At 53.0% G+C, this 21,718-nt stretch carries 19 protein-coding genes and 1 pseudogene; 6 read left to right on the top strand and 14 right to left on the bottom strand.

Going from position 1 to position 21,718, the window contains the following annotated elements; translation table 11 throughout:
• Window positions 1–167 precede the first annotated feature (167 nt).
• Genes AC0L73_RS14760 through AC0L73_RS14750 form a run of 3 tightly spaced genes read left to right on the top strand, consistent with a single transcriptional unit; the run spans window position 168 to window position 3,918 of the window.
• Window positions 168–1,055 (top strand): FAD binding domain-containing protein, encoded by an 888-nt coding sequence (locus AC0L73_RS14760; protein ID WP_227950821.1) that lies wholly within the window; start codon window positions 168–170, stop codon window positions 1,053–1,055.
• The gene (locus AC0L73_RS14755) at window positions 1,052–1,546 is read left to right on the top strand and encodes a (2Fe-2S)-binding protein (protein ID WP_227950819.1); all 495 of its coding nucleotides are present in this window, start codon (window positions 1,052–1,054) and stop codon (window positions 1,544–1,546) included. Before AC0L73_RS14760 ends, AC0L73_RS14755 begins: the two co-directional genes overlap by 4 nt.
• Complete coding sequence (locus AC0L73_RS14750) at window positions 1,543–3,918, top strand: xanthine dehydrogenase family protein molybdopterin-binding subunit (protein WP_473654081.1); 2,376 nt, start codon at window positions 1,543–1,545, stop codon at window positions 3,916–3,918. Before AC0L73_RS14755 ends, AC0L73_RS14750 begins: the two co-directional genes overlap by 4 nt.
• An 81-nt stretch (window positions 3,919–3,999) precedes the next feature.
• Here AC0L73_RS14750 and AC0L73_RS14745 read toward each other — a convergent pair.
• A pseudogene (locus tag AC0L73_RS14745) lies at window positions 4,000–5,044 on the bottom strand (2,5-dihydroxypyridine 5,6-dioxygenase NicX family protein).
• A gap of 351 nt (window positions 5,045–5,395) precedes the next feature.
• Here AC0L73_RS14745 and AC0L73_RS14740 point away from each other — a divergent pair.
• Genes AC0L73_RS14740 through AC0L73_RS14730 form a run of 3 tightly spaced genes read left to right on the top strand, consistent with a single transcriptional unit; the run spans window position 5,396 to window position 10,233 of the window.
• Complete coding sequence (locus AC0L73_RS14740; RefSeq protein ID WP_473654080.1) at window positions 5,396–6,373, top strand: HlyD family secretion protein; 978 nt, start codon at window positions 5,396–5,398, stop codon at window positions 6,371–6,373.
• Complete coding sequence (gene rbbA / locus AC0L73_RS14735; RefSeq protein WP_473654079.1) at window positions 6,370–9,105, top strand: ribosome-associated ATPase/putative transporter RbbA; 2,736 nt, start codon at window positions 6,370–6,372, stop codon at window positions 9,103–9,105. Before AC0L73_RS14740 ends, rbbA begins: the two co-directional genes overlap by 4 nt.
• A 3-nt stretch (window positions 9,106–9,108) precedes the next feature.
• Window positions 9,109–10,233 (top strand): ABC transporter permease, encoded by a 1,125-nt coding sequence (locus AC0L73_RS14730; protein WP_473654078.1) that lies wholly within the window; start codon window positions 9,109–9,111, stop codon window positions 10,231–10,233.
• A gap of 57 nt (window positions 10,234–10,290) precedes the next feature.
• On the opposite strand, the gene AC0L73_RS14725 is transcribed toward AC0L73_RS14730, so the two are convergent.
• The 13 genes from AC0L73_RS14725 to AC0L73_RS14665 all read right to left on the bottom strand — a co-directional run bounded on the left by AC0L73_RS14725 (window position 10,291) and on the right by AC0L73_RS14665 (window position 21,607).
• On the bottom strand, window positions 10,291–11,214 hold the full coding sequence (locus AC0L73_RS14725) for a F0F1 ATP synthase subunit gamma (protein WP_473654077.1): 924 nt from the start codon (window positions 11,212–11,214) through the stop codon (window positions 10,291–10,293).
• A complete protein-coding gene (locus AC0L73_RS14720; protein ID WP_473654076.1) occupies window positions 11,198–12,748 on the bottom strand; it encodes a F0F1 ATP synthase subunit alpha in 1,551 nt (516 codons plus the stop codon). The genes AC0L73_RS14725 and AC0L73_RS14720 overlap by 17 nt, the downstream gene beginning before the upstream one ends.
• On the bottom strand, window positions 12,745–13,509 hold the full coding sequence (locus AC0L73_RS14715) for a F0F1 ATP synthase subunit B family protein (RefSeq protein ID WP_473654075.1): 765 nt from the start codon (window positions 13,507–13,509) through the stop codon (window positions 12,745–12,747). The genes AC0L73_RS14720 and AC0L73_RS14715 overlap by 4 nt, the downstream gene beginning before the upstream one ends.
• Before the next feature lie 3 nt (window positions 13,510–13,512).
• Complete coding sequence (locus AC0L73_RS14710; protein ID WP_473654074.1) at window positions 13,513–13,800, bottom strand: F0F1 ATP synthase subunit C; 288 nt, start codon at window positions 13,798–13,800, stop codon at window positions 13,513–13,515.
• A complete protein-coding gene (locus AC0L73_RS14705) occupies window positions 13,801–14,493 on the bottom strand; it encodes a F0F1 ATP synthase subunit A (RefSeq protein ID WP_227950798.1) in 693 nt (230 codons plus the stop codon). It abuts the gene before it with no gap.
• Window positions 14,494–14,495: 2 nt separating this feature from the next.
• Window positions 14,496–14,783, bottom strand: a complete 288-nt coding sequence (locus tag AC0L73_RS14700) for an N-ATPase subunit AtpR (RefSeq protein ID WP_473654073.1) — start codon at window positions 14,781–14,783, stop codon at window positions 14,496–14,498.
• Window positions 14,784–14,814: 31 nt separating this feature from the next.
• Complete coding sequence (locus tag AC0L73_RS14695; protein WP_473654072.1) at window positions 14,815–15,111, bottom strand: AtpZ/AtpI family protein; 297 nt, start codon at window positions 15,109–15,111, stop codon at window positions 14,815–14,817.
• Window positions 15,108–15,518, bottom strand: coding sequence for an ATPase (locus tag AC0L73_RS14690; protein ID WP_473654071.1), 411 nt, complete (start codon window positions 15,516–15,518; stop codon window positions 15,108–15,110). Before AC0L73_RS14690 ends, AC0L73_RS14695 begins: the two co-directional genes overlap by 4 nt.
• Window positions 15,515–16,897: a F0F1 ATP synthase subunit beta gene (gene atpD / locus AC0L73_RS14685; protein ID WP_227951911.1), complete on the bottom strand. Its 1,383-nt coding sequence runs from the start codon at window positions 16,895–16,897 to the stop codon at window positions 15,515–15,517. The genes AC0L73_RS14690 and atpD overlap by 4 nt, the downstream gene beginning before the upstream one ends.
• A gap of 20 nt (window positions 16,898–16,917) precedes the next feature.
• A complete protein-coding gene (locus AC0L73_RS14680) occupies window positions 16,918–17,520 on the bottom strand; it encodes a hypothetical protein (protein ID WP_227950789.1) in 603 nt (200 codons plus the stop codon).
• Between the two features lie 124 nt (window positions 17,521–17,644).
• On the bottom strand, window positions 17,645–19,228 hold the full coding sequence (locus AC0L73_RS14675) for an MBL fold metallo-hydrolase RNA specificity domain-containing protein (protein WP_227950787.1): 1,584 nt from the start codon (window positions 19,226–19,228) through the stop codon (window positions 17,645–17,647).
• A gap of 1 nt (window position 19,229) precedes the next feature.
• Window positions 19,230–20,117, bottom strand: coding sequence for a ribose-phosphate diphosphokinase (locus tag AC0L73_RS14670; protein WP_473654070.1), 888 nt, complete (start codon window positions 20,115–20,117; stop codon window positions 19,230–19,232).
• Entirely contained in the window at window positions 20,114–21,607 is a 1,494-nt protein-coding gene (locus AC0L73_RS14665; RefSeq protein WP_227950783.1) for a thymidine phosphorylase family protein, read from the bottom strand. Before AC0L73_RS14665 ends, AC0L73_RS14670 begins: the two co-directional genes overlap by 4 nt.
• Between the last annotated feature and the right edge of the window lie 111 nt (window positions 21,608–21,718).

The following is a 21,718-nucleotide window of genomic DNA, read 5'->3' as shown; positions in this document are numbered from 1 at the left end:
TTTAATTACTTAGTTTGATTGGCTCCACACAGAGGCATCGTAAAAGCAGATGCGCCAAATCAAAATTTTGAATTTTCCATACCGCGTCACATTTAATAGCCTTTTAACGAGAGATATTTTGCAACGCAGCCCTTTAATGGGAATGCATCGCTAGGAATCATCGCTAAATGCAAACAACACCTGACAAAATCCCTCCAAGCCCGCTTGTTTTGGCAAATAGTGTTGACGAAGCGCTTACCGTTCTTAAATCAGCAGGCCCAAATTCCGTTCTACTAGCTGGTGGTACCTGGCTGATGCGCGCCAAAGCACGCCAGGAAGCCACGGATCAGGTATTTGTCTCTCTTTCCCGCATTGAAGAACTACAAACGATTGAGATTAATGAAGATGCGATCAATTTGGGTAGCATGGTCACACATGATTCTTTATCCAAAGCATTAGTTGGCATGCAAGACCCTGCAGGGCTATTTCAGGCCGCAAACAAATCCGCTAACCCCGCAGTTCGTCGCATGGCGACAATTGGTGGAAATATCTGTACGACCGTTTTTCCGGCCGCCGATTTACTGCCGATGCTTTTGTCCCTGAATGCGTCTGTAAAACTAAAGAGTCTGTCTGGATCACGAAATATTCCACTCGCCGATTTTGTTGCAACCGGTCGTCAGTCAACGCACGATGAATTGCTCACCAATATTCATATCCCTCGCTGTGGTCACTTTAGTTCACATAGCCGAATGTTGATGCGAAAGGCTGGAGAATATCCGGTTGCCAACCTCAGCCTTTGTGCCGGTTTCGACCCTACCGGCATAGTAAACTATGCACGCATTGTTGTTGGCTCGGTAGAAACGCGTCCAAAACAATGGATTGGATTGGAACGCGCCATTTTAGGCGCACGCATTGCCGCTACCGACGTGAAAGCTCTCGCGAAATCTTATGTTGATGAGTTCGATGCGCGCGACGATACAGACGCCCCCGGTTGGTACCGCAAAAGAATGTTGCCCGTTCTTGCTGCTAGAGCGTTTAAAGAGGTCGCCTCAGAATATGATAGGAGTACCCGATGACCGTCAATCTGGCTATTAATGGCGACGCGAGTACTTACGAGGGAGATCCGCGTACCTCCCTGTTGGACGTACTCCGCAACCATTTCCGCCTGACCGGAACAAAGGCTGTTTGTGGCGAAGGTTTTTGCGGCGCTTGCACTGTTCACGTCAATGGCAAACCCATCATGGCTTGTCTGCAACCGATCGGGGTTCTTGACGGCGCTGAGGTCACCACCATTGAAGGCATTGCGCCATTAGATGAACTCAATGCTGTCCAACAGGCTTTTGAGGACTTTGATGTTGTCCAATGCGGCATGTGTTTTCCCGGCATGGTTATGAGCCTGTCCGCATTCCTAAAAGAAAACCCAAACCCCGAACGTGATGAAGTGAAGTCTGCAATGACTGGAAATATCTGTCGATGTACGGGCTATGAACGCATTATTGATGCCCTGATGTCGGTACAGGGGCTAGAACAAGTTTCCTCACAAAAATCAGAAAAGGTCACGTCATGAGCGGCAAATTCAATTCGAATAGCGCTGTCATGAACTTTCCGCGTCGTGACTCACAAGATAAATTGCGGGGCCGCACCAAATATACAGTGGACATGGAAAACTCAGACGTTCTTCATGCAGCGTTATTACGTGCTGAGGTCCCAAGCGCACGCTTGATCAGCATTGATACGTCAGAGGCAAAAAAAATGCCCGGCGTAAAAGCGATCGCGACCCACTTGGATGCTTCGGGTCTTCACGGCATTGGTATTTCTGACCACCCCATTTTTGCCCGTGATGTTATCCGATATCATGGTGAGCCAATAGCAGCTGTGGCGGCCTTAACGAGGGCACAGGCTGAAGCAGCAATCGCGGCAATAAAAGTGACGTTTGAAAAAGACGACGCTGTCCTAACCATGGAAGATGCGCTGAGTATAGACGCACCGCTTGTTCATCCAGATTGGGAAAATTACGAAATCCTTTTTGATGGCGCCGCTCGAGGAGGAAACGTCGCCTGGGAAGCGACCGTTCAACGTGGCGACACAAATGCTGCGTTCTCTCGTGACGATGTCACAATAGTTGAAGGATGCTACCGGGTTGGCCGGCAAAGCCACGTACCGTTTGAACCCCGCGCAGTGGTCGCCTCATTTGAGGACGGTCGTTATCATATTCAAACATCGACACAAGTGCCATGGACTGTCCGGCATGTCACGGCGAAGGTCTTGGGCATCCCGGAGGCGCAAATACAGGTTACTGTACCTGCCGTCGGTGGCGGTTTTGGCCTGAAATTCGATTGTTCTTTAGAACCCTATGCCGCCATACTGGCCAAGAAATCGGGTCGGAGTGTCTCGCTCTATAACTCACGGCGGGAGGAGCAAATGACCTGCCTTTGCCGTGAAAATGCGGAAATCCGCCTTCGTTCGGCAGTTACCAAAGAAGGTGAAATTGTCGGTCGTGAAGCAACAGTTCTGATGGATTGTGGCGCCTATGGCGGAGAGCAGGTATTTCTTACAAGCATGACGGCACACACACTTGGGGGCAATTACAAGCTTGGTTCGGTGCGCATCTCAAGTCGCGCTATCTACACCAATACCCCGCCTAACGGTGCGTTTCGCGCCTGTAATGGCGTCTACAACACCTTCGCGCTTGAACGTCATACGGATGAAATTTGCAGCGCAATTGGCATGAACCAGATTGAATTTCGCCGTCGTAACGTTATTGGCAATGGCGATATTGGCGCTACGGGTCAGGTGTTCGAGGGAGATGTTCTCCGGCCAATGCTTGAACAACTTCTCGAAAAATATCCCATCGGTGATACACAAGAAGTTCTTCCCGATGGTCGGCTATTTGGACGCGCGACAACAGTCGGCACTTGGTTTATCTTTGTTGGACCATCGGCGGCTACGGTGAATTTGAATGCCGATGGCAGCGCGACCCTTGTGACATCAGGCGTCGAGATCGGCTCCGGTACCATGATGCAGTCACTGCCGCAGATGGTTGCGGCCAGTCTTGGTCTCCATCCAAGCGATGTGATCGTGAAAACAGCAGACACCGATGCTTCCGGCCGCGATTTGGGCGTCGGTGGCGGTCGCACAACAGTGTCAATTGGTGCCGCGAGCATGGCCGCCTGCGAAGAAGTGAGAGAAAAACTGCTTTCAGTCGCCAGCCAAATGTTACAAACCAAGGCCGAAGATTTGGTCCTGAAAAACGGACGGATAGAAATTAAGGACCGCCCTGGATCCGGCGCGACCATTCAAACCGTTGCCCAGCAAGCAGAGCTTGATTTTGGCCCCATTTCTGGAAGCGGCGCTTTCACCAATCCCGGAGTAAAGGCGATGCCCGGTTGCGCCTCAGGTCACTTTATCGAGGCAATAGATATTCCTGTTTTTGCCGTACATGATTGTGAAGTCGCCGTTGATCCGGATACAGGTCACGTCGAAGTACTGTCGTACCGCATCATTCAGGATGTGGGACGCGCCTTGAATCCACGCGCCATCCACGGCCAGATACAAGGAGGTATTGTCCAAGGATTGGGCTATGCCCTTCAAGAGGAAATTACCATAAATGCCGATGGCGCGTTTGATCAAACTGGTTTCGAAACCTACAGGCTTCCACTCGCCGGTGATGTTCTGCCCATAGATTTTGAACTATTTGAGGGAGCCCCCTCTTGCGGACCATTGGGCACTAAAGGCGCGGGCGAAGTTCCGATCCTGAACGTCGGCGCATCAATTGCCTGTGCTGTTGCCAATGCAACAGGTAAAGCGGTTTCTGAATTGCCCCTTACACCGCCCCGTGTTTTAGCGCTTTTGGATGATGACGGGTACACCGGATTATCACTCACGCACATCAGCAGTGAATGGCACAAAAACACCCTAGGCAGGACATCGTCATACTAACTTTGTAGTTAAGATAAATCAGCTACATCCATTTTATTCAAAGCCTTTTACTCGTCACAAGACGTGGCACGTTCTGATTTATTATTGAAAGGCCTCATCAAGCACTTTGCCGTCACGGACAACTTCGACACCGTCAAGTGATACTGTGCAATTTCGGAGCGGGATATCCATATGACAGGCCGTTGTGCGCGAGCCTCCCGCCTCGTTATTTGGACCCAGAGAAAAGAGAAAATTACCTTCGTAAGCCCGCGCATCCATACCAATCGTCGCTTCGCGGTCATATAAACCCAGTGTCGATCTCTTTGCCCTAGGTTGCAGTCCCCAGCCTATATGCGACATCGCATAGGCTTCCGGATCTTTAAACGAGTCCATATATTCTGACAATAACTCCGCTTCCCAACCGCCACTGATATCGACAGCGTAACCGTTCGACATTTCAACAATAATTGATTCTTGAAGGTAAGATTTCTGCGGCAACAGAATGTCACCTTTATCGATAATGATCCGCCCTTCACTGCCGCCTTCATTGGGAAAGCTGAAAAGAAACCCACTTGGCCAATGATCCCATCGCCCATGGCTCGTCTACGAAGCCATATTCTCCTATCACCGGAAACTCCCCTAATTGGCAGGTAAGATCGGTTCCAGCGGGAGAGGTCACTTTCATGACACGGGCTTGTTCAAATACTTTCTTTGCTTTCAGGACACGAGTTTTATCTTCAACTGTCGGTATCATACGCGCCAAAACTTCCGGTGGCTCCACCGCAAGGAGGATCTTTGTTCCTGTTTCAAGAATTTCCATTTGTTCAGGCGAGAACAACAATGTCATCAAGTCCAGTACAATGTCGCTTTGCTTGAGGGCCTCAATTACCGCAGTGTTACCAGTCAATGGAGTCGTGCCCAAATAAGCAAGCGGATCGCGGCTTAACGCTTTTTCCCCATTCACGGGGGGCAAATCAATCCTGCTAACGATCGCCCCAAAAGACTGAACCGCGATTGTCGCCGTTGAAAGAGTTTGTGGATGCGTATTAATCGACGTCAGAATGGTAACTATTTGGCCTTTCTGCAGCTCTGAAAGTTTCAGAACTTCAGTCCAAGCTGTAATCATCTGATAGTCGCTAACCGGCATTTTTGCTTCCTTTCCAGTCTTGGGGCATTTCAGGGAATACTGAAATTTTCATCTATGAACACCTCCTGAAATGCGAGTGTCCATCTCCAGATTATTTATTAGTAAGGCTTATTTAGGTGCAGTGAATCTTGGCTAAAATTTATCTATTGATTTTAAGCGGCGAGCTTACCGAGATGCAAGTGCCGTTGTATGAATGACCACTGAATTTTCCGCCCTTTTCTGCTAAATACCTTTGACCACAATCAATGTTGAGCCAGTACACTCAGCCTATGTTATCATTCGGTTCGGGGCTTTGGCATATCCGGTTTGTTAGGCCAGACTAAATCCTACTCTCTAAGGGAGCGGCATGAAATGAAATTAAAAACCATCCTGACGATCGGTGTCATGGTTGTTGCCGTTGCGGCTGGGGGTTATTACTGGTGGCAACAACAGCAAAGCGATCTACCTGATGGGTTCGTCCGCGCCAATGGGCGAATCGAGGCGGAGCGAGTAGACGTTGCTCTCAAATTTGGTGGACGGATTGCTGAAGTTTTGGCTGACGAAGGGCAAATGGTTGCGTCCGGTGATGTTGTCGCTCGCATTGACTCCACTGAGCTAGAAGCAGAAATCCGTGCCGCCGAAGCGGCTACTCGTCAGGCCGAACAGGAGCTAGCGCAGGCAAAGGCTTTGGTCGCTCAGCGTGAGGGCGAAGTGACCCTTGCCCAAGCTGAGTTAAAGCGCACAGAGACCCTGATATCGCGCGGATATGCAACCGGACAGACGTTGGATCAGAGACGTTCACAAGAGATCACCGCGGTTGCGGCACTAAATACCGCGCATGCTCAAATTGCCTCTGCCAAGGCAGCAATAGAAGCATCGGAGGCGAAAGTCGCAGCCCTGAAGGCAAATCTCGCTGACTATACTTTGACCGCCCCTAGAAACGGCCGTGTGCAATATCGCTTAGCCCAGCCCGGCGAGGTTCTCGCGGCGGGCGGGAAAGTAATCACCCTGCTTGATCTGACAGATGTCTATATGGATGTTTATCTACCCACTGATGATGCGGGCCGGCTCCGCTTTGGGGCCGAAGCACGACTGATCCTTGATGCCGCACCACAATATGTGATCCCGGCATCTGTTGAATTCGTCGCCTCCGAGGCGCAGTTCACTCCAAAGTATGTTGAAACCGAAAGCGAACGCGCGAAGTTGACATTTCGCGTCAAATTGCAAATACCGGCAGAAGTTCTCGAGAAATATCAAGAGGTAGTGAAAACTGGCGTTCCCGGATTTGCCATTGTCCGCGTTTCTCCAGACGCGGAATGGCCGGAAATGCTGACAGTTAAACTGCCATGACTAAATCGGCTTCCGACATGGTCGCCACCCTCACCAGCGTAACCCACCGCTACGGGGCGACCGCAGCGCTTGAGGATGTGTCGGTTGCAATCCCCATGGGCCAAATGGTTGGCTTAATTGGACCTGACGGTGTCGGAAAGTCCACATTTCTGGGACTGATTGCGGGCGTGCGTCGACTACAAAACGGTACGGTAGAAGTGCTCGACGGCTCGATGAGTGACCGGGAGCATCGTGATGGGGTTTGCAGACGCATCGCTTACATGCCGCAAGGACTCGGGCGAAACCTCTATCCGACACTTTCAGTCATTGAAAATATAGATTTTTTTGGTCGTCTTTACGGCCAGTCGGCTCAGGAGCGCGCCACACGCATCACTGATCTGCTGAGGAGCACGGGACTTGCGCCCTTCATGGATCGCCCGGCAGGCAAGCTTTCCGGAGGAATGAAGCAAAAGCTTTCGCTTTGTTGCGCACTTATCCACGATCCCGATTTACTGATCCTCGATGAACCGACAACCGGTGTCGATCCTCTATCACGCCAACAGTTCTGGCAACTAATCGACCGCATTCGCGCGCGGCGTCCCGGCATGAGCGTCATTACCGCAACGGCCTATATGTCGGAGGCCGAGAGGTTCGAACACCTGATTGCCATGAATGCAGGCCACATCCTCGCTATCGGAACGCCAGAAGAATTGATGTCACAGGCTGGCACCGATACACTTGAATCAGCGTTTATCGCGCTATTGCCTGAAGAAGATAGGCAGGATCATCAAACTATTACGCTGCCTTCGCGTAAAGCTCAGGATGGCCCACTTGCTATTGAGGCCGACGGTTTGACTATGCGTTTTGGCGACTTTACTGCGGTCGACCAAGTCAGTTTCCGCATTGAGCCAGGCGAGATTTTTGGCTTTCTCGGGTCAAACGGCTGCGGTAAGACCACGACCATGAAGATCTTGACCGGACTTTTGACGGCGACCGAAGGCGATGCAAAGCTCTTCGGCAAACCCGTCGGCACCGATGGCTTAGCGACACGACGGCGCGTTGGGTACATGTCGCAATCTTTTTCTCTTTATTCGGAATTATCGGTACGACGTAATCTGGCACTGCACGCCGATTTGTTCCACTTACCCCGCGCAAGCCGCGATGTGCGTGTCGACGAACTGATTACACGATTTGATCTAAGCGACGTGGCGGATGCTATGCCTGAAAGTCTTCCACTAGGCGTGCGCCAGCGCCTCCAATTGGCTGTGGCGGTTCTGCATAAGCCCGAGTTACTGATCCTTGATGAACCAACTTCCGGCGTTGATCCAATAGCTCGTGATGCATTTTGGGCTTTGTTGATCGAGTTATCACGCAAGGACGGTGTGACGATTTTCATCTCCACCCATTTCATGAACGAAGCCGAGCGGTGCGACCGCATCTCGCTGATGCACGCGGGTAAAGTTCTGGCTCAGGGTACTCCCGATGCATTGCGTCAGCAGCGCGATGCCGCGACACTCGAAGAAGCATTTATTGCTTATTTAAAGGAGGCTGGCGCCGAGGATAATACACCCAATGAAGAACTTGACCTTCCCACGACGACCGGTCAGCGCGCCGCCAAAATCGGATGGGTGTCCCCTTCCCGTATCTGGGCATTCGCTCGGCGCGAGACCATGGAAATTCTGCGCGATCCAATTCGGCTGGTTTTCGCGCTGCTTGGCCCGATCGCCCTAATGCTAGCTATGGGATACGGCATCACTTTTGATGTCGAGAACTTGTCCTATTCAACATTAGATCAAGACCAGTCCCGTGAAAGCCGGATGCTGCTCGATTCAATTTCGAGTTCGCGCTATTTTGATGAACGACCCCCGATAAAGGATTTCGCCGAACTGGATCGCCGCATGAAAGCCGGTGATATCTCGCTTGCGATAGTCATCCCCCCCAACTACGGCCGAGACCTCTTGGCGGGCCGAACACCAGAAATTGGTGCGTGGCTGGACGGGTCGAATACGACGCGTGCAGAAACAGGACGCGGATATCTACAGGGTGCGCTGTATTCGCACTTAGGTGATATATCAATGCGGGAATACGGTGAGATACCAAGCTACTACCCTGCGACTGTTGAACCCCGCTTCCGCTACAATCAGGCATTCCGTTCGCAATATGCGATACCGCCCGGCGTGCTAATGATGCTGTTAATCATGATCCCGGCCATGCTTACAGCACTCGGCGTAGTGCGTGAAAAGGAAATGGGCTCAATCGTCAATCTTTATGCAGCCCCAGTTCATAAAATCGAGTTCCTGCTCGGAAAGCAACTACCCTATATTGGCGTTGCAATGGTTAGCTTCGTTAGCCTTGTTGTCCTGATGCTTACAGTGTTTGGTATTGGAATGCCGGGCAGCTTTCTGGCATTGGTCGTCGGGGCGCTATTGTTCACGGCAGCTGCCACGGCATTTGGCCTCGTCGTATCGACATTTGTTCGCTCCCAAATCGCTGCGATTTTTGCGACAGCGATTATTGTCATGATCCCAACCGTCAATTTTTCGGGCATGATGTATCCGGTCTCCACCCTCGAAGGCGGCGCGCGGTTCATCGGTCAGGCTTTCCCTGCACTTTATTTTCAGCAGATTAGCGCGGGAGTCTTCAACAAAGGTCTCGATTTCGCGATATTGCTTCCCAATCATCTGATCCTTGCCGGATTTTGTATCCTCTTCTTGGCGACCGCAACTGTATTCTTGCGTAAGCAGGAGGCCTGAGCCATGCGCTGGATTACCAACATATACCGCCTGGGCGTAAAGGAATTATTCAGCCTTCTGCGCGACCCGGTGCTGATGGGCCTGATCTTTTACACCTTCACATTTGCGATCTACACCGTCGCCCACGGAGTACAGACCGAGCTGCACAATGCGTCCATCGCTGTTGTAGATGAGGATCGGTCGGAACTGTCGGGACAGATCACCGGAGCGTTTCTGCCCCCGTACTTTAAAACGCCGGAGGTGATTGATTTAAGCGCGGTCGATCCGGGCATGGACGCGGGCCGATACACTTTTGTGCTGGATATCCCCCCTGATTTTGAGTCAGACGTGTTATCAGGACGCATTCCTGAAATCCAGTTGAACGTCGATGCGACCGCGATGACGATTGCCGGTAACGGGGCAACTTACATTTCCAGCATCGTCAATGCCGAACTGCTGAAATTTGTTAGTAGATCCAGTGGCGCTGTGGTTTTACCAGTCGATTTACGGGTGCGAGCTAAATACAACCCAAACCTCGATTCCACTTGGTTCATGGCTGTGATGCAGATCATCAACAACCTCACAATCCTCGCAATTATCCTGAGCGGCGCCGCCGTAATCCGCGAGCGTGAGCACGGAACCCTCGAGCATCTGCTGGTGATGCCGGTTACCTCCAGCGAAATCATGTTGGCCAAAATCTGGGCAAATGGGTTGGTGATTGTACTTGCGGCGGTGCTCTCGCTGCATTTTGTCGTACAGGGGCTACTCGGGATACCTATCGTCGGTTCGATTGCGCTCTTTGCGCTTGGTTCCGCCGTATATCTTTTTGCCGTAACCGCAATGGGTATTACGCTTTCGACGCTAGCGACAACGATGCCACAGTTTGGGTTACTTTCTATCCCGGTTTTCGTTGTAATGAACCTGTTATCGGGAGGTATCACACCGTTAGAAAGCATGCCAGAGGCACTGCAAAACACAGTACAGGTATTGCCTTCCACGCATTTCATCAAGTTCGCGCAGGCCGTTCTATATCGTGGCGCGGGGATTGAGATTGTTTGGCCTCAACTGCTGGCAACTACAGTGATTGGGGTAGCCTTCTTCGCTTTCGGCCTAGCTCGTTTCAGGGCAACACTCGCCTCTGCGAGATGAAGGTTGGTGTGGATTTTGTCATCTAAAAACGCGGCGTTAGCTTTTCCGACGCAAGAATTAGCTGAACGGCGGTAACTTGCCGCCCGAATCTTTGTCTTTTGAATTTTTCTTTTTTAATGCTTCAAATCCCGTGATTACATCGAGAAGCTCATTGGTAATCTCTGACTGGCGTGCGGACCGGACAGCCTGAAGCATTTCCTCATGGCGGTCATCAATAGCCCGTTCTGCTTGCTGCATGAGGGAAAGCCTAGCAGCATTTTCCGTTGCAATGGCCTCGGCGGCAGCGCGAAACAGGCTGGCGAAAAGGTGATTTCGGATCAGTGCCGTAAAAATTGCAGCATCATCCATCATCAGGATTGGTAAGGAGCGGGATTCCCATGGCCGTTTTGCAAGGTCCGTCAGGAATGTGGAAGAGAGCGGCAGTAACTCTTGCGTCTTCGGTGCCTGAAGAATGTGGCCGCTCCGCTGCATATAGATCAACGTCAAGGCAATCTCGCTCATCTGAATCTGCGCGCGATACTCATCTAAAGCTACCAAAATCTCGCCCGCAAGCCGACCGATACCATCGGGCGAGGCTGGCGGTGTAAAGCGGTTCGAAACGTCAAGTCCAAGGCCGCACAACGCATCCTCCATTTGTGCCCCAACAGCAAGAATATGCCAACTATTTGCGCCCACATGCGCCTTGGCTGCGGCGGCAACGGTCTCGTTATATCCGCCGCAAAGACCGTGGTCCGAGCCGAAAACCAGAGCAATTCTCGGCGCACGGCGATCCACATCCACGCTTATATCAGGGAGCCGCGCAGACATCGCAAAAACCTGCAATCCTTGCAGAACGGTCTCATGATAGGACTTGATTGAGGCCGCCGCGCGATCATAAGGAGCAGCGTTCACGGCAGAGAGCGTCTTCATCGTCCGCACGATACTGCGGATGCTTTGCAAGGTTGACATGCGATGGTTTAGCGTTTCAAGGGTCTGTGCCATCACCCTCCCCTTTTTCAAATTCGGCAAGCGCGTCCCGTGCGAAGTCAAGGATGGTTTGCTTGTCTTCTTTTTCAAGCTTTTCAAGTGCCATGATCCTATCGGCAACTAGGCCAAGCCGGGTCCGCGCCGTCTCGCGCAACGCTGTCATCGCCGCTGCCATTTCATTTTCGGCAATGCCATCAAGCAGACCGTTCATTGCCGCCAGCAGGATCGTCAACTGTTCAGGTGCAGGGATCGGATCACGTTCGGGCTGTCGGAGGGCCCCGCGAACCGCGCTTCCCCGCATCAGGCGTTTCTTCGTCTCCTCATCCAACCGGGTGCCAAAGCGGGCGAAGCTTTCCAGTTCCTCGAACTGCGATAGAGTCACACGAATATTCCCGGCGACCTCCCGAAATGCCGGGCTCTGCGCTTTACCGCCAACGCGGGAAACGGATTTCCCGAGATCAACGGCGGGAAACTGGTTCTTCCGAACCAGATGAGGCGATAGATAGACCTGACCATCGGTGATGGAAATCAGGTTAGTTGGAATATAGGCGGAAAGATTGCCAGCCTGTGTCTCTATGACGGGAAGTGCCGTTAACGATCCCCCGCCATGCGACGCGGAAAACTGTCCGGCCCGCTCTAGGAGGCGGGCATGAACATAGAAAATATCGCCGGGGTAGGCCTCCCGTCCCGGCGGCCGACGCAACAGCAGAGAAAGTTCCCGGTATGACTGCGCATGGCGCGTAAGGTCATCATAAATAACCAGAACATCGCGTCCCTGATCAGAAAAATACTCAGCCATTGTCGTCGCTGCATAAGGCGCAATATAGCTCAGCCCCGGCGTTTCCTCACCACTTGTCACCATGACAATGGTATTTTCCATCATCGCGCTGTCTTTAAGCGCGCCAATGACTCGCGCCACGGCATCGCCGCGTTGGCCAATGGCGCAATAGATACAGATCACACCGGTCGTCACCTGATTGAGAATGGCATCGACGGCGATTGAAGTTTTACCGGTCTGCCGATCACCGATAATCAGTTCACGCTGTCCCCGGCCGATCGGTACCGCCGCATCAATCGCCTTTAGACCGGTCGACAGAGGGCGCGTAATTTCAACGCGGGAAAGGATTGCCGGGGCGTCCGCTTCCACCGGTCGCAACTGCACGCCCTTTATTGGCCCCAGATCATCCAACGGCTTTCCCATCGCATCCACAACCCGGCCCAGCAGCTTCTCGCCCACTGGCACACTCACCACCTTGCCCGTCCGGCGCACATCATCACCGACTGCAACATTATCTGAAGGCCCCAAAAGGATCACCCCTAGCCGCGTCGGTTCAAGATCAAAAACAATGCCCTTCACGCCAGACGCAAAAACTACAAGTTCGTCCGAAAGCGCCCGACCAAGGCCGGATACCATGACAATCCCGGCGCTAACCTCCGATACCTTGCCAATTTCATTGACGGTAGGCTGTGGTGCGGGACCGGATATCAGTTCTTCGATAAGAGCGAGCGCATCCGAACCGGCCAGACCATTGTTGCTGGGGAGTTTCATGATCCACCTTTTCGATGTATCGTTTGTGTCGCCAGACGTTCTTCCAGCATCCCCTCAAGCCCGTCGATATAACTCTCAATCGTCCAGCCGATCCGCGCGCCACCAAGTTGTAAAATGACACCAAGTGATTGATCCCCGTCCGTCTCGAACTTCAGCGGCACGCCCGCAACCAGCTTGTGAAAGCTTTTCGTAAACCGGGTGCGGGATTTTTCCGACAGTTTGAATCTGGTCAGGACAACAGCTTTTTCGCTCGTCCCCGAGGATGCCTGAAGTTCCTGCCCAAGCTCGGGCAGCTTGCCTTCAAGATGCGCGACAATGTAGTCCTCCAGTTCGGCGTTTGCGAGATCATTAAGGACCTTCCGGGTCAGCGACAGGATGGCACCCGCGCCAGCCGCCTTGAGATCAGCTGCATAGTCGGCTCTCATCTTAGTCATTTCCGCCTGCCAGTTCGCTCGATCCACCTCGATAAGACCCTGTGTCTCGGCTTCGAGCTTCTCCCGTTCCTCTGCTGCTTGTGTGCGGGCGACTTCAAGGAACTCGGATTTTTGAGCATGGAGCATTTCAAACTCAGATCGATGTTCGGCTTCTACCGAATGAGCCTTTTCTGTCGCGGCTTTTGCCTCAGCAACGCGTTGCGAGATTTCCGCCTCTCGTGCATCGATCCCATCAAGGATCGGCCGATAGAGGAAGCGCTTGAGCAGCCAGACCAGAATGAGGAAATTGGCAAGCTGCGCCGCAATCGTGACCCAATCGATTGACATGGACTAGCTGCCTGCAACTTTGGCGGCGGCTAGCGCTGCGTTCCAGAAGGGATTGGCAAAAATCAGGATCATCGCCACAACAAAACAATAGATGGCTGTCGATTCAATCATCGCGAGACTGACGAAAAGCGTTCGTGACAGAGTACCCGCCGCGTCCGGTTGCTGGGCAATGGAGGCAAGCGCCTGCGCTGCCGCACGAGCTTCACCGAGAGCTGGCCCGAGGGCGCCGAAGGAAACAGTCAGTCCCGCAGTAAAAATCGAGACCGCTGCAATAAAACCTAGTTCAGTCATTCATTCCTCCTTTGTGGAAGTCATTTTTCCGTCACCTTCTGTCGTGGCGGCAATGTAGACCGTGGCGAGCACGGCAAAAATATAAGCTTGGATCAAGCCGGTGAGCAGCGCCAGCATATCCATCACCACCGGGAAAAAGAACGGCGCAACACTGAGCAGAATAACCGCGATAACCGCGCCACTCATGATGTTGCCATAAAGACGGACGGCAAGTGCCAGCGCCCGCGAAAATTCGCCGATAATATTAAATGGCAGCATGACGAAAGAAGGTTCTATATAGCGCTTGAGATACGTCCTGATGCCCTGACGCGCAATGCCGAATATGGGCACCGCAATAAACACCGAAAAGGCAAGCGCGACGGTAGTAGAGAGGGATGCCGTCGGCGGTTCGAACCCCGGTACGACCAGAAGCAGATTGGACACAGCGATAAACAGGAAAAGCGTGCCAACGAAATAGATCAGGCGTCCAGTCGGCCGGCGGGTGATCTCGTTTATTTGCTTTTCAATGCCCTGAACAATCACTTCAAGCGCGGTGCGCCAGCGGGTTGGTGGCGCATCGGGCCGCAGCCGCCAGGTCACAATCATCGAGACAACTGTCAACACCGCCATCACGATCCAGGTATTAAAAATGGTCGCGTTAATGGGAATGCGAAAAGCCGTAAAAACCACATGAGCATCAGGTGTGAGTTCCATCGCTACCCCTCCCGTCCGATCGGCGCACGGACCCAGGTGACGATGGCATAGCGCGCAACCAAAAACGCCACACCAAAACCGACTGCGCTCCAAAGTCCCCACTGCGCCACGGCCCAGCCGCTCAGTAACAACAGTGAAATCCGGAGCGCGGTACTCATAAGAAGGATCTGTCCCGGCCTCCCGCCCTTAAGTGCTATTCGGACGCCCAGTCCGAGACCGGCAAAAAAGAGAATACCGGCAACAATGCCAAAGGCCGCACCAACAGCTAAATCGATCACGTCCATCGTCATCCTTTCTCTCTTATGTCCAGCTTATTCCTACTCATTCCTCGCCCCCTTCACGGATTGCCCAGCGCCAGGCTATCCCCATCCCGACAATTGCGCCGGCAATAATCAGGGCGATTGTCCAGGAAAAGTTTTGCGGTGCGACGCGATCAAGCCAAACGCCAAGGAAGGCCCCACCGACCGTCGGAACGGCAACGGACCAGCCGATCATCCCAAACACCCCAAGACCGCGTAACGGGCTAGACGGTGGTGCGTTCCGAGACTCCTCTATCCGCTGGGCCCGACGTCCAATATCCTTCACCACCTTGTCAGGCTTTTTCGGTGCTTCGGTCATTGACGCTGCTCCCGGAGTTCCATGAACCGACGCACCATATCCGCTTCCAGCCGCGATAACGCCGATCGCGCCGTTCGTTCCATATCGTCAAGATCAATGAATTCGTCGCGAACGATCATCTCGAGATTACTAAGCGACGTCCCCCGCGCAGCACGCCGCACGCAGATATCCACCTGCCGACCTCGCTTGACCATAATTCCTTCATCAACTCCGAAAACCAGCTCCTCTCCATCCAGAGCGGTCAGCATGAGGACGGAGGGAACCAGAGCCGTCGCAAAATCTATATGATCGGGCAGTATACCGAATGCTCCGTTCTCCGACCTTGCAGAAAGTTTGCAGGCGGCGCCCTCATAGAACACTCGCGCTGGAAGGCGTAGCGTGATGCTCATGCTGGCCGAGTCGGTCATGAGGCTTTCCTCAATTCACTTAACGCGCCGATCATGTAATAATCCTGCTCCGAATGAGAGAATTCCGTCTCACCAAGCAGCGCCTCACACCCATCCAAGGTTTCCTCAAGAGAGACACGCCGCCCCTTCTGGTCTGAAAAAGCCTCAGTCGTATAAAACGGCTGAGTTAAAAATCGTTCCAACCGCCGTGCGCGAGCGACAGTCATGCGATCCGCACTTGAAAGTTCCTCAAGCCCGAGCATAGCGATGATATCGCGTAAATCTTCATAATCGGCCAGGGTCCGTCGCACCGCCCGCGCGATGTCATAATGACGCTGCCCAACGGTATTCGCGGAAAGCATGGTGGATGTCGACGCGAGTGGGTCAATTGCGGGATAAAGCCCTTCACTCGCCCTTTTTCTCGACAACACTACCGAGGCAGAAAGGTGCGAGAAAATATGTGCGGCGGCAGGGTCGGTAAAATCATCAGCCGGGACATAAACCGCTTGGATGGATGTGATTGCCCCCGATTTAGTAGAGGCGATCCGTTCTTCGAGTTCCGCAAGTTCTGTCGCCAACGTCGGCTGGTAACCAACACGGGATGGCATACGGCCCAGAAGCCCCGAGACTTCAGACCCAGCCTGAACGAAGCGGAAGATATTATCGATTAGCAGCAATACGTCCTGATGCTTCTCATCGCGAAAATATTCAGCCATAGTAAGCGCTGTCTTCCCAATCAGAAAGCGAACACCCGGCGGCTCATTCATCTGTCCGAACAGCATTGCTGTTTGATCCAGCACACCTGCCCGGTCTATTTCGCGGTAAAGCTCCTCCGCCTCGCGGGATCGCTCACCAATGCCGCAGAACAAGCTGACACCCTTATGAATACTAACCGTATTATGAATAAGCTCCGTGATCAGGACGGTTTTACCAACACCCGCGCCACCGAAGAGACCTGTTTTTCCGCCGCGCTCAATCGGGCAGAGCAGATCGATCGCCTTGATCCCGGTCTGCAAAACCTCTGCGCGCACGACCCTATCCGTCAAATTTGGCGGCGGACTATGGATGGATACTCTCTGGCTCGCCTCAACGGGCTCCTTGCCATCTACCGGTTCGCCAAAGACATTCAACATCCGCCCGCGGACTGCATCCCCAACAGGAACAAGAATTGGAGAGCCGGTCGCAACCACTTCCATCCCAAGGCCAAGACCATGCGTCGGCGCAAGTGCAATACCCCTCACCACCCCCTGCTCGGCAAGGTCCGCGACTTCGATGGAAACTTCCCCGGCTTTCAGCAGATCATGGATCCTTGGTATCTTGCCGGAAAACTGAATATCGACGATGCCACCGCGAATGGCGACAATTTGGCCCTTCTCATTTGCTTGCGCGGGAGTTTTCATCATTTCACCCACGCACTGCCCTACTTCAAAGCCCGCTTAAACGCCTTCTGCATGTCCTCGGTCGCCTTGTCGAACGCCTTTCGGGAATCCGACAATGCCGAATCTAACGCGGACCAAGACTCCTGCCCCGCCTTTTTCATAGCCTCAAGCCGCGCTTCCGCATCCTCTGCGTCACTTTTCATTTGCCTGACCGCATCCTCAAGATCCGCTTTTCGCTCATTTGGAAACTTGGCTGCTGCCTTAAATGCGTCACTCAACGCAGACTGCCAAGCTTTCATTTGTACATCTGCCCTCGCCTTGAATGCTGCCTCATATTGCTCTGCGTTATCCTTAGTGGTTTTCACATAAGTTTCGACATCTTCCTCAAAGGCTTTCCAGTCCTTTTTCAATTTTTCTGATTGCTCTTCCCAGACGCTCTCAGCACTTTGCATATTCTTGTCGAGGTAATCTTTAAAGGAGTCACGCTGAGCCTCCATATCAGAAAGCACCGCCTTCGCTTTGCCACTGACGTCATCGCCGAGTTCCCCAGCCTTATTCTCGAATGTGGATAAGGTCGCATCCATTTCGTCAAGACGGTTTTTGGCCCATTCGATATAGGGATGAACTTTGCTTTCCTCGGTCATATCTCGCTCCTCATGTCAAAAGAATTGGATTGGGGTAGGCTTAAGAGGCACAGGCTACGACTTTACAGAATAATAAATTCCTCGCGTTGATCCTGATCAAAATCTGCAAGCTTGCCGGCGAGCCCTACTTCTTCAGAGCCCGGCGTAACCTTGAAAGCAACTTAGACTTCTGCTTGGTATCTGGTGTACTTTCCAGTTCCGATCGAATATCAAGTGTCAGCTGGGCGAGCTCGTTATGCCAATCAAGCTTGTCGACACTATCCATCGCCAAACGCTTGCTAACACCACGCAACCTACCCGTTTTACCGGAAGTACGCAGCTCATATTCCTCGTCAAGCGCAGGGGTAATAACCTTCCCCTCCTCAAATCCCTTTTCCAGCAACTGGGCTTGCATTGCCTGAAGAGATTCCTGAGATCCATGAGTGAGAAAGATAGCCTGACGAACGGGTTTGCGCGCCTCTACCCACGCGACAAGCCCATTGCCGTCGGCATGGCCCGAATAAGTATCTATGGATCGGATATGAGCGCGGACCTTGATCTCCTCGCCTTGAATTCGGACTTTCTTAAGCCCCTGCTGGAGCAAGCGGCCGAGCGTACCTGCCGCCTGATACCCGACCAGCAGAACAGTCGATTTAGGCCGCCATAAGTGATTTTTAAGATGGTGGCGAACACGTCCCGCGTCGCACATCCCGCTCGCCGCCACGATGATAACGCCGCCATCAAATCGGGCGATGGATTTGCTTTCCTCAACGGTTTCGGTGAAGTGAAACTTCGGGTTCGAGAAGGGGTGGTCACCCTTTTTGACATCTTCAAGGTCATTTTTATACTTTGAAAAAACTGATGTGACCCGGATGGCAAGGGGTGAATCAAGAAAAACCGCCGAGCAAGCGATTTGACCATTATCAAGAAGGTCGTCGATATCGAGCAGTAGTTCCTGTGTCCGTTCTACGGCGAAGGAAGGAATAATCAGCGCGCCCCCCGCTTTCATGGCCTCGTTAATTTCAGCCGACAGGATTTCCCGTCGCGCCTCCGACGTGGCATCCTCGCGGAACCGCCCACCATAAGTAGATTCGCAAACCACATAGTCGAAGCCGCCGGGAGCCTCAGGATCGCTATGAAACAGCTTGTTGTCCGGACCGATATCGCCAGAAAACAATAGTCGGAGCGTTTCATCACGCTCGGTGATTTCTATCTCGATTGAAGCAGCCCCCAGAATATGACCTGCATTCCAGAATTTTGCCTTTACCTCGGCGCAGGGTTGCAGCCACTCTTCGAACTCAACAGGATGAATCTGCGCAATCGATTGTTCGGCGTCTTTGCGCGTATAGATCGGTTCAACCGCCGCCTTGCCGCGCTGCTGGTTGCGCCGGTTGAGACGCTCGACCTCGACCTCCTGAATATAACCGCTGTCGGGCAGCATATAACTCAAAAGATCGCGTGTCTGAGCCGTGGTATAGACTGGCCCTGTGAAGCCAGCCTTGATCAATTTTGGAATAACCCCGCTATGATCGATATGAGCATGGGTGAGAAGAACAAAATCAATCTCCGCCGGATCGAAGGGGAAAGGCCCGTAATTTAGCTCCTTCAAGGTCTTTGTGCCCTGAAACATACCGCAATCCACAAGGAACTGTCGCCCTGCGACTTGCAATCTGTAACAGGATCCGGTAACCGTTCCGGCCGCGCCGCAAAATTTGATCCGCGTTGTCATGTCACGTCTCCTTTGTCAATGCGCGGCAAAGAAGCGGCGCGAGGCTGATTGCATTGGTCGAATGTGGCACGCTGTCTGTGGAACGGATACTTAGGACACCAGCCGTTTGTATTGCGATCAGATCTGCATCACTGCAGAGCGCATGAACTGCGATAACCTCGACAGTCTTCGCGCCTGCCTTTAGCAAGGCTTCCGCGGCACGGCAGACCGTCATCCCGCTCGAAATCACGTCATCAAGAATAACGGCATTCGCGCCCATTATCTTTTTTTCATCTGCGAAGCGGACCTCTACGTTCCGGTCGTCATGTCGAACTTTGGTCGCAACAATAAAGGGCGCATCAAGTTTTTCCGCAATCGCGCCAACCCATTGCAATGACTCGGCATCCGGACCAACAAGAAGCAGACTGCGATCTACTTTCGCCAAAAGGCTATTGGCGATCAAACCACTTGCGGTCAAGGCATCCGCTTGGCAATTCGAAAATATGCTTTGCAGATTGTCGATACGGTGTAAATGCGGATCGACAGTGATCACCCGGTCAAAATAGCGGGATAGATAATCGCCGATGATCCGTTGGCTGACAGCATCGCCCGTCTCGAACGCCATGTCCTGCCGCATATAGCAAAGATAAGGCGCCACAAGGATCAGGCGCGTTGCCCCGTCGTTCCGCAGTGTGGCCGCGGCGAAGGCGAGATGTAGGAGTTTCTCGTTGGGATTGTTCAGGCTCGCGAACAGGATAGCCGTTCCCTTCACAGGATGGATACGCACCCGGCTCTCGCCGTCAGGAAAGCGGTGGATGATGATTTCATGAGCGCGAATGCCAAGACGGGCAGAAAGTTCTTCGGCGGCCGCCCGGCTTGTCGGCAGGAAATGCAGGGATGCCGCACTCATCTTCCGCCCCCGATCGTGTAGCCATTTCCCTCGCCCGCATATCTGACTGCAAAACCAAAATCAGATTGAAAACAGGCATGGATGCGGTAAAGCGGTTCGCCCTCGGCGATATTGTCACCGATTTTCGTGAACAGATCGATGCCCGCCCCCTTATCCATCGGTGCCCCCGCCAATCGCGCAATCCGGGCAAGACGAAAGCAGTCGATCGCTGTGACGGAGCCGCTTTTTGGCGCGAGAACATCATGGGTTAATTCACCAACGCAAGAGATTTCCGCCGCCCGGCCCTGCGCCGCAATTATCCGCTCCATGGATTTCAGCGCCTCGCCACTATCCAGCAATTCCTGTGCCCGTGCATAGCCGCCGCCGCCGCGCAAGCCCGGGTCGTTCTCAAGCAAGGCCCCCGCAATCCGCAGGGATTTTTCGCGTAGATCCATCGGCGCGCCCTCCTCCCGGCGGAGCACCGCCATCACGTCACGCGCTTCCAGCACCGGACCGATGCCATTGCCGATCGGTTGCGTTCCATCGGTCACGATCACGTCTATGGCGAGTCCGACCTGATCGCCGACATATTCAAAAAGTTTGCGCAGACGCATGGCATCAGTGTGGTTGCGGACCTTTGCGGAGGGACCGAGCGGGAGGTCAATCAGGAGATGCGTTGAACCGGCCGCGAGTTTTTTCGACAGGATGGAAGCAACCATCTGCTCGCGCGTATCAATTGAAAGCGGTCGCTCCACCGAGATCAGTATATCATCCGCCGGCGACAGATTGACATGCCCACCCCAGATAATGCAGCCGTTACATTCTTCCACAACTCGTTGCATCTCCGGCATGGATAGATCCACTTTCGCAAGCACTTCCATGGTATCCGCAGTTCCAGAAGGCGACGTAATCGCCCGCGACGAGGTTTTTGGGATGGTCAGGCCATGGGCGGCAACAATCGGCACGATGATCATCGAGGTACGATTGCCCGGAATGCCGCCTATGCAATGCTTGTCGACGACAGCCGGCGATTTCCAGCGAAGCTGTGTGCCCGCCTGCGCCATGGCTTTCGTTAGCGACAGCATTTCGTCCGTCGTCATAAAGCCGGCTGAGGATACAAGGAAGGCCGCAATTTCCATTTCCGAATAACGGTAGTTGACAATATCCTCGATGATCTCCTCGATTTGCCGGAAATCAAGAGTATGGCCGTGAATCTTGTTCCGCAAATGATCAAGGCTGCGAGGAGGCTCTGCCGGGGAGATGGTTACATCCGCCCCCTCTTTCAGCCCCATCCGCCGGAAAGCCTGCTCCGACAGGCCGAGTTCGTTTGGCCCGACAATTGACTCATCATCAACAATCAGAAGGGACGCCAGCAGATGGTGTTTTCCATTCATCACCTCAATTTTCTTTAAGGCTTGATATTCCTCGGGCCGGTACACACTGCAATTTCTTGCCAGAAACGCCACATTGTCCCGGTAGGTATCAATGGCAACCCGTTTTAATTCAAGCATTTCCCACCCTATGCCCCCTCTTAGCCTTTTTGTACAGCCCACCCCCCACCATGTCCTTGATTGAGGTCAAGTGGAAGCAGATAGTTCTGTCAGACATCTTCAACGGGCGTT

The organism is Sneathiella sp. D3-11 (assembly GCF_055809395.1).
This window is presented reverse-complemented; position numbering and strand designations above follow the sequence as displayed.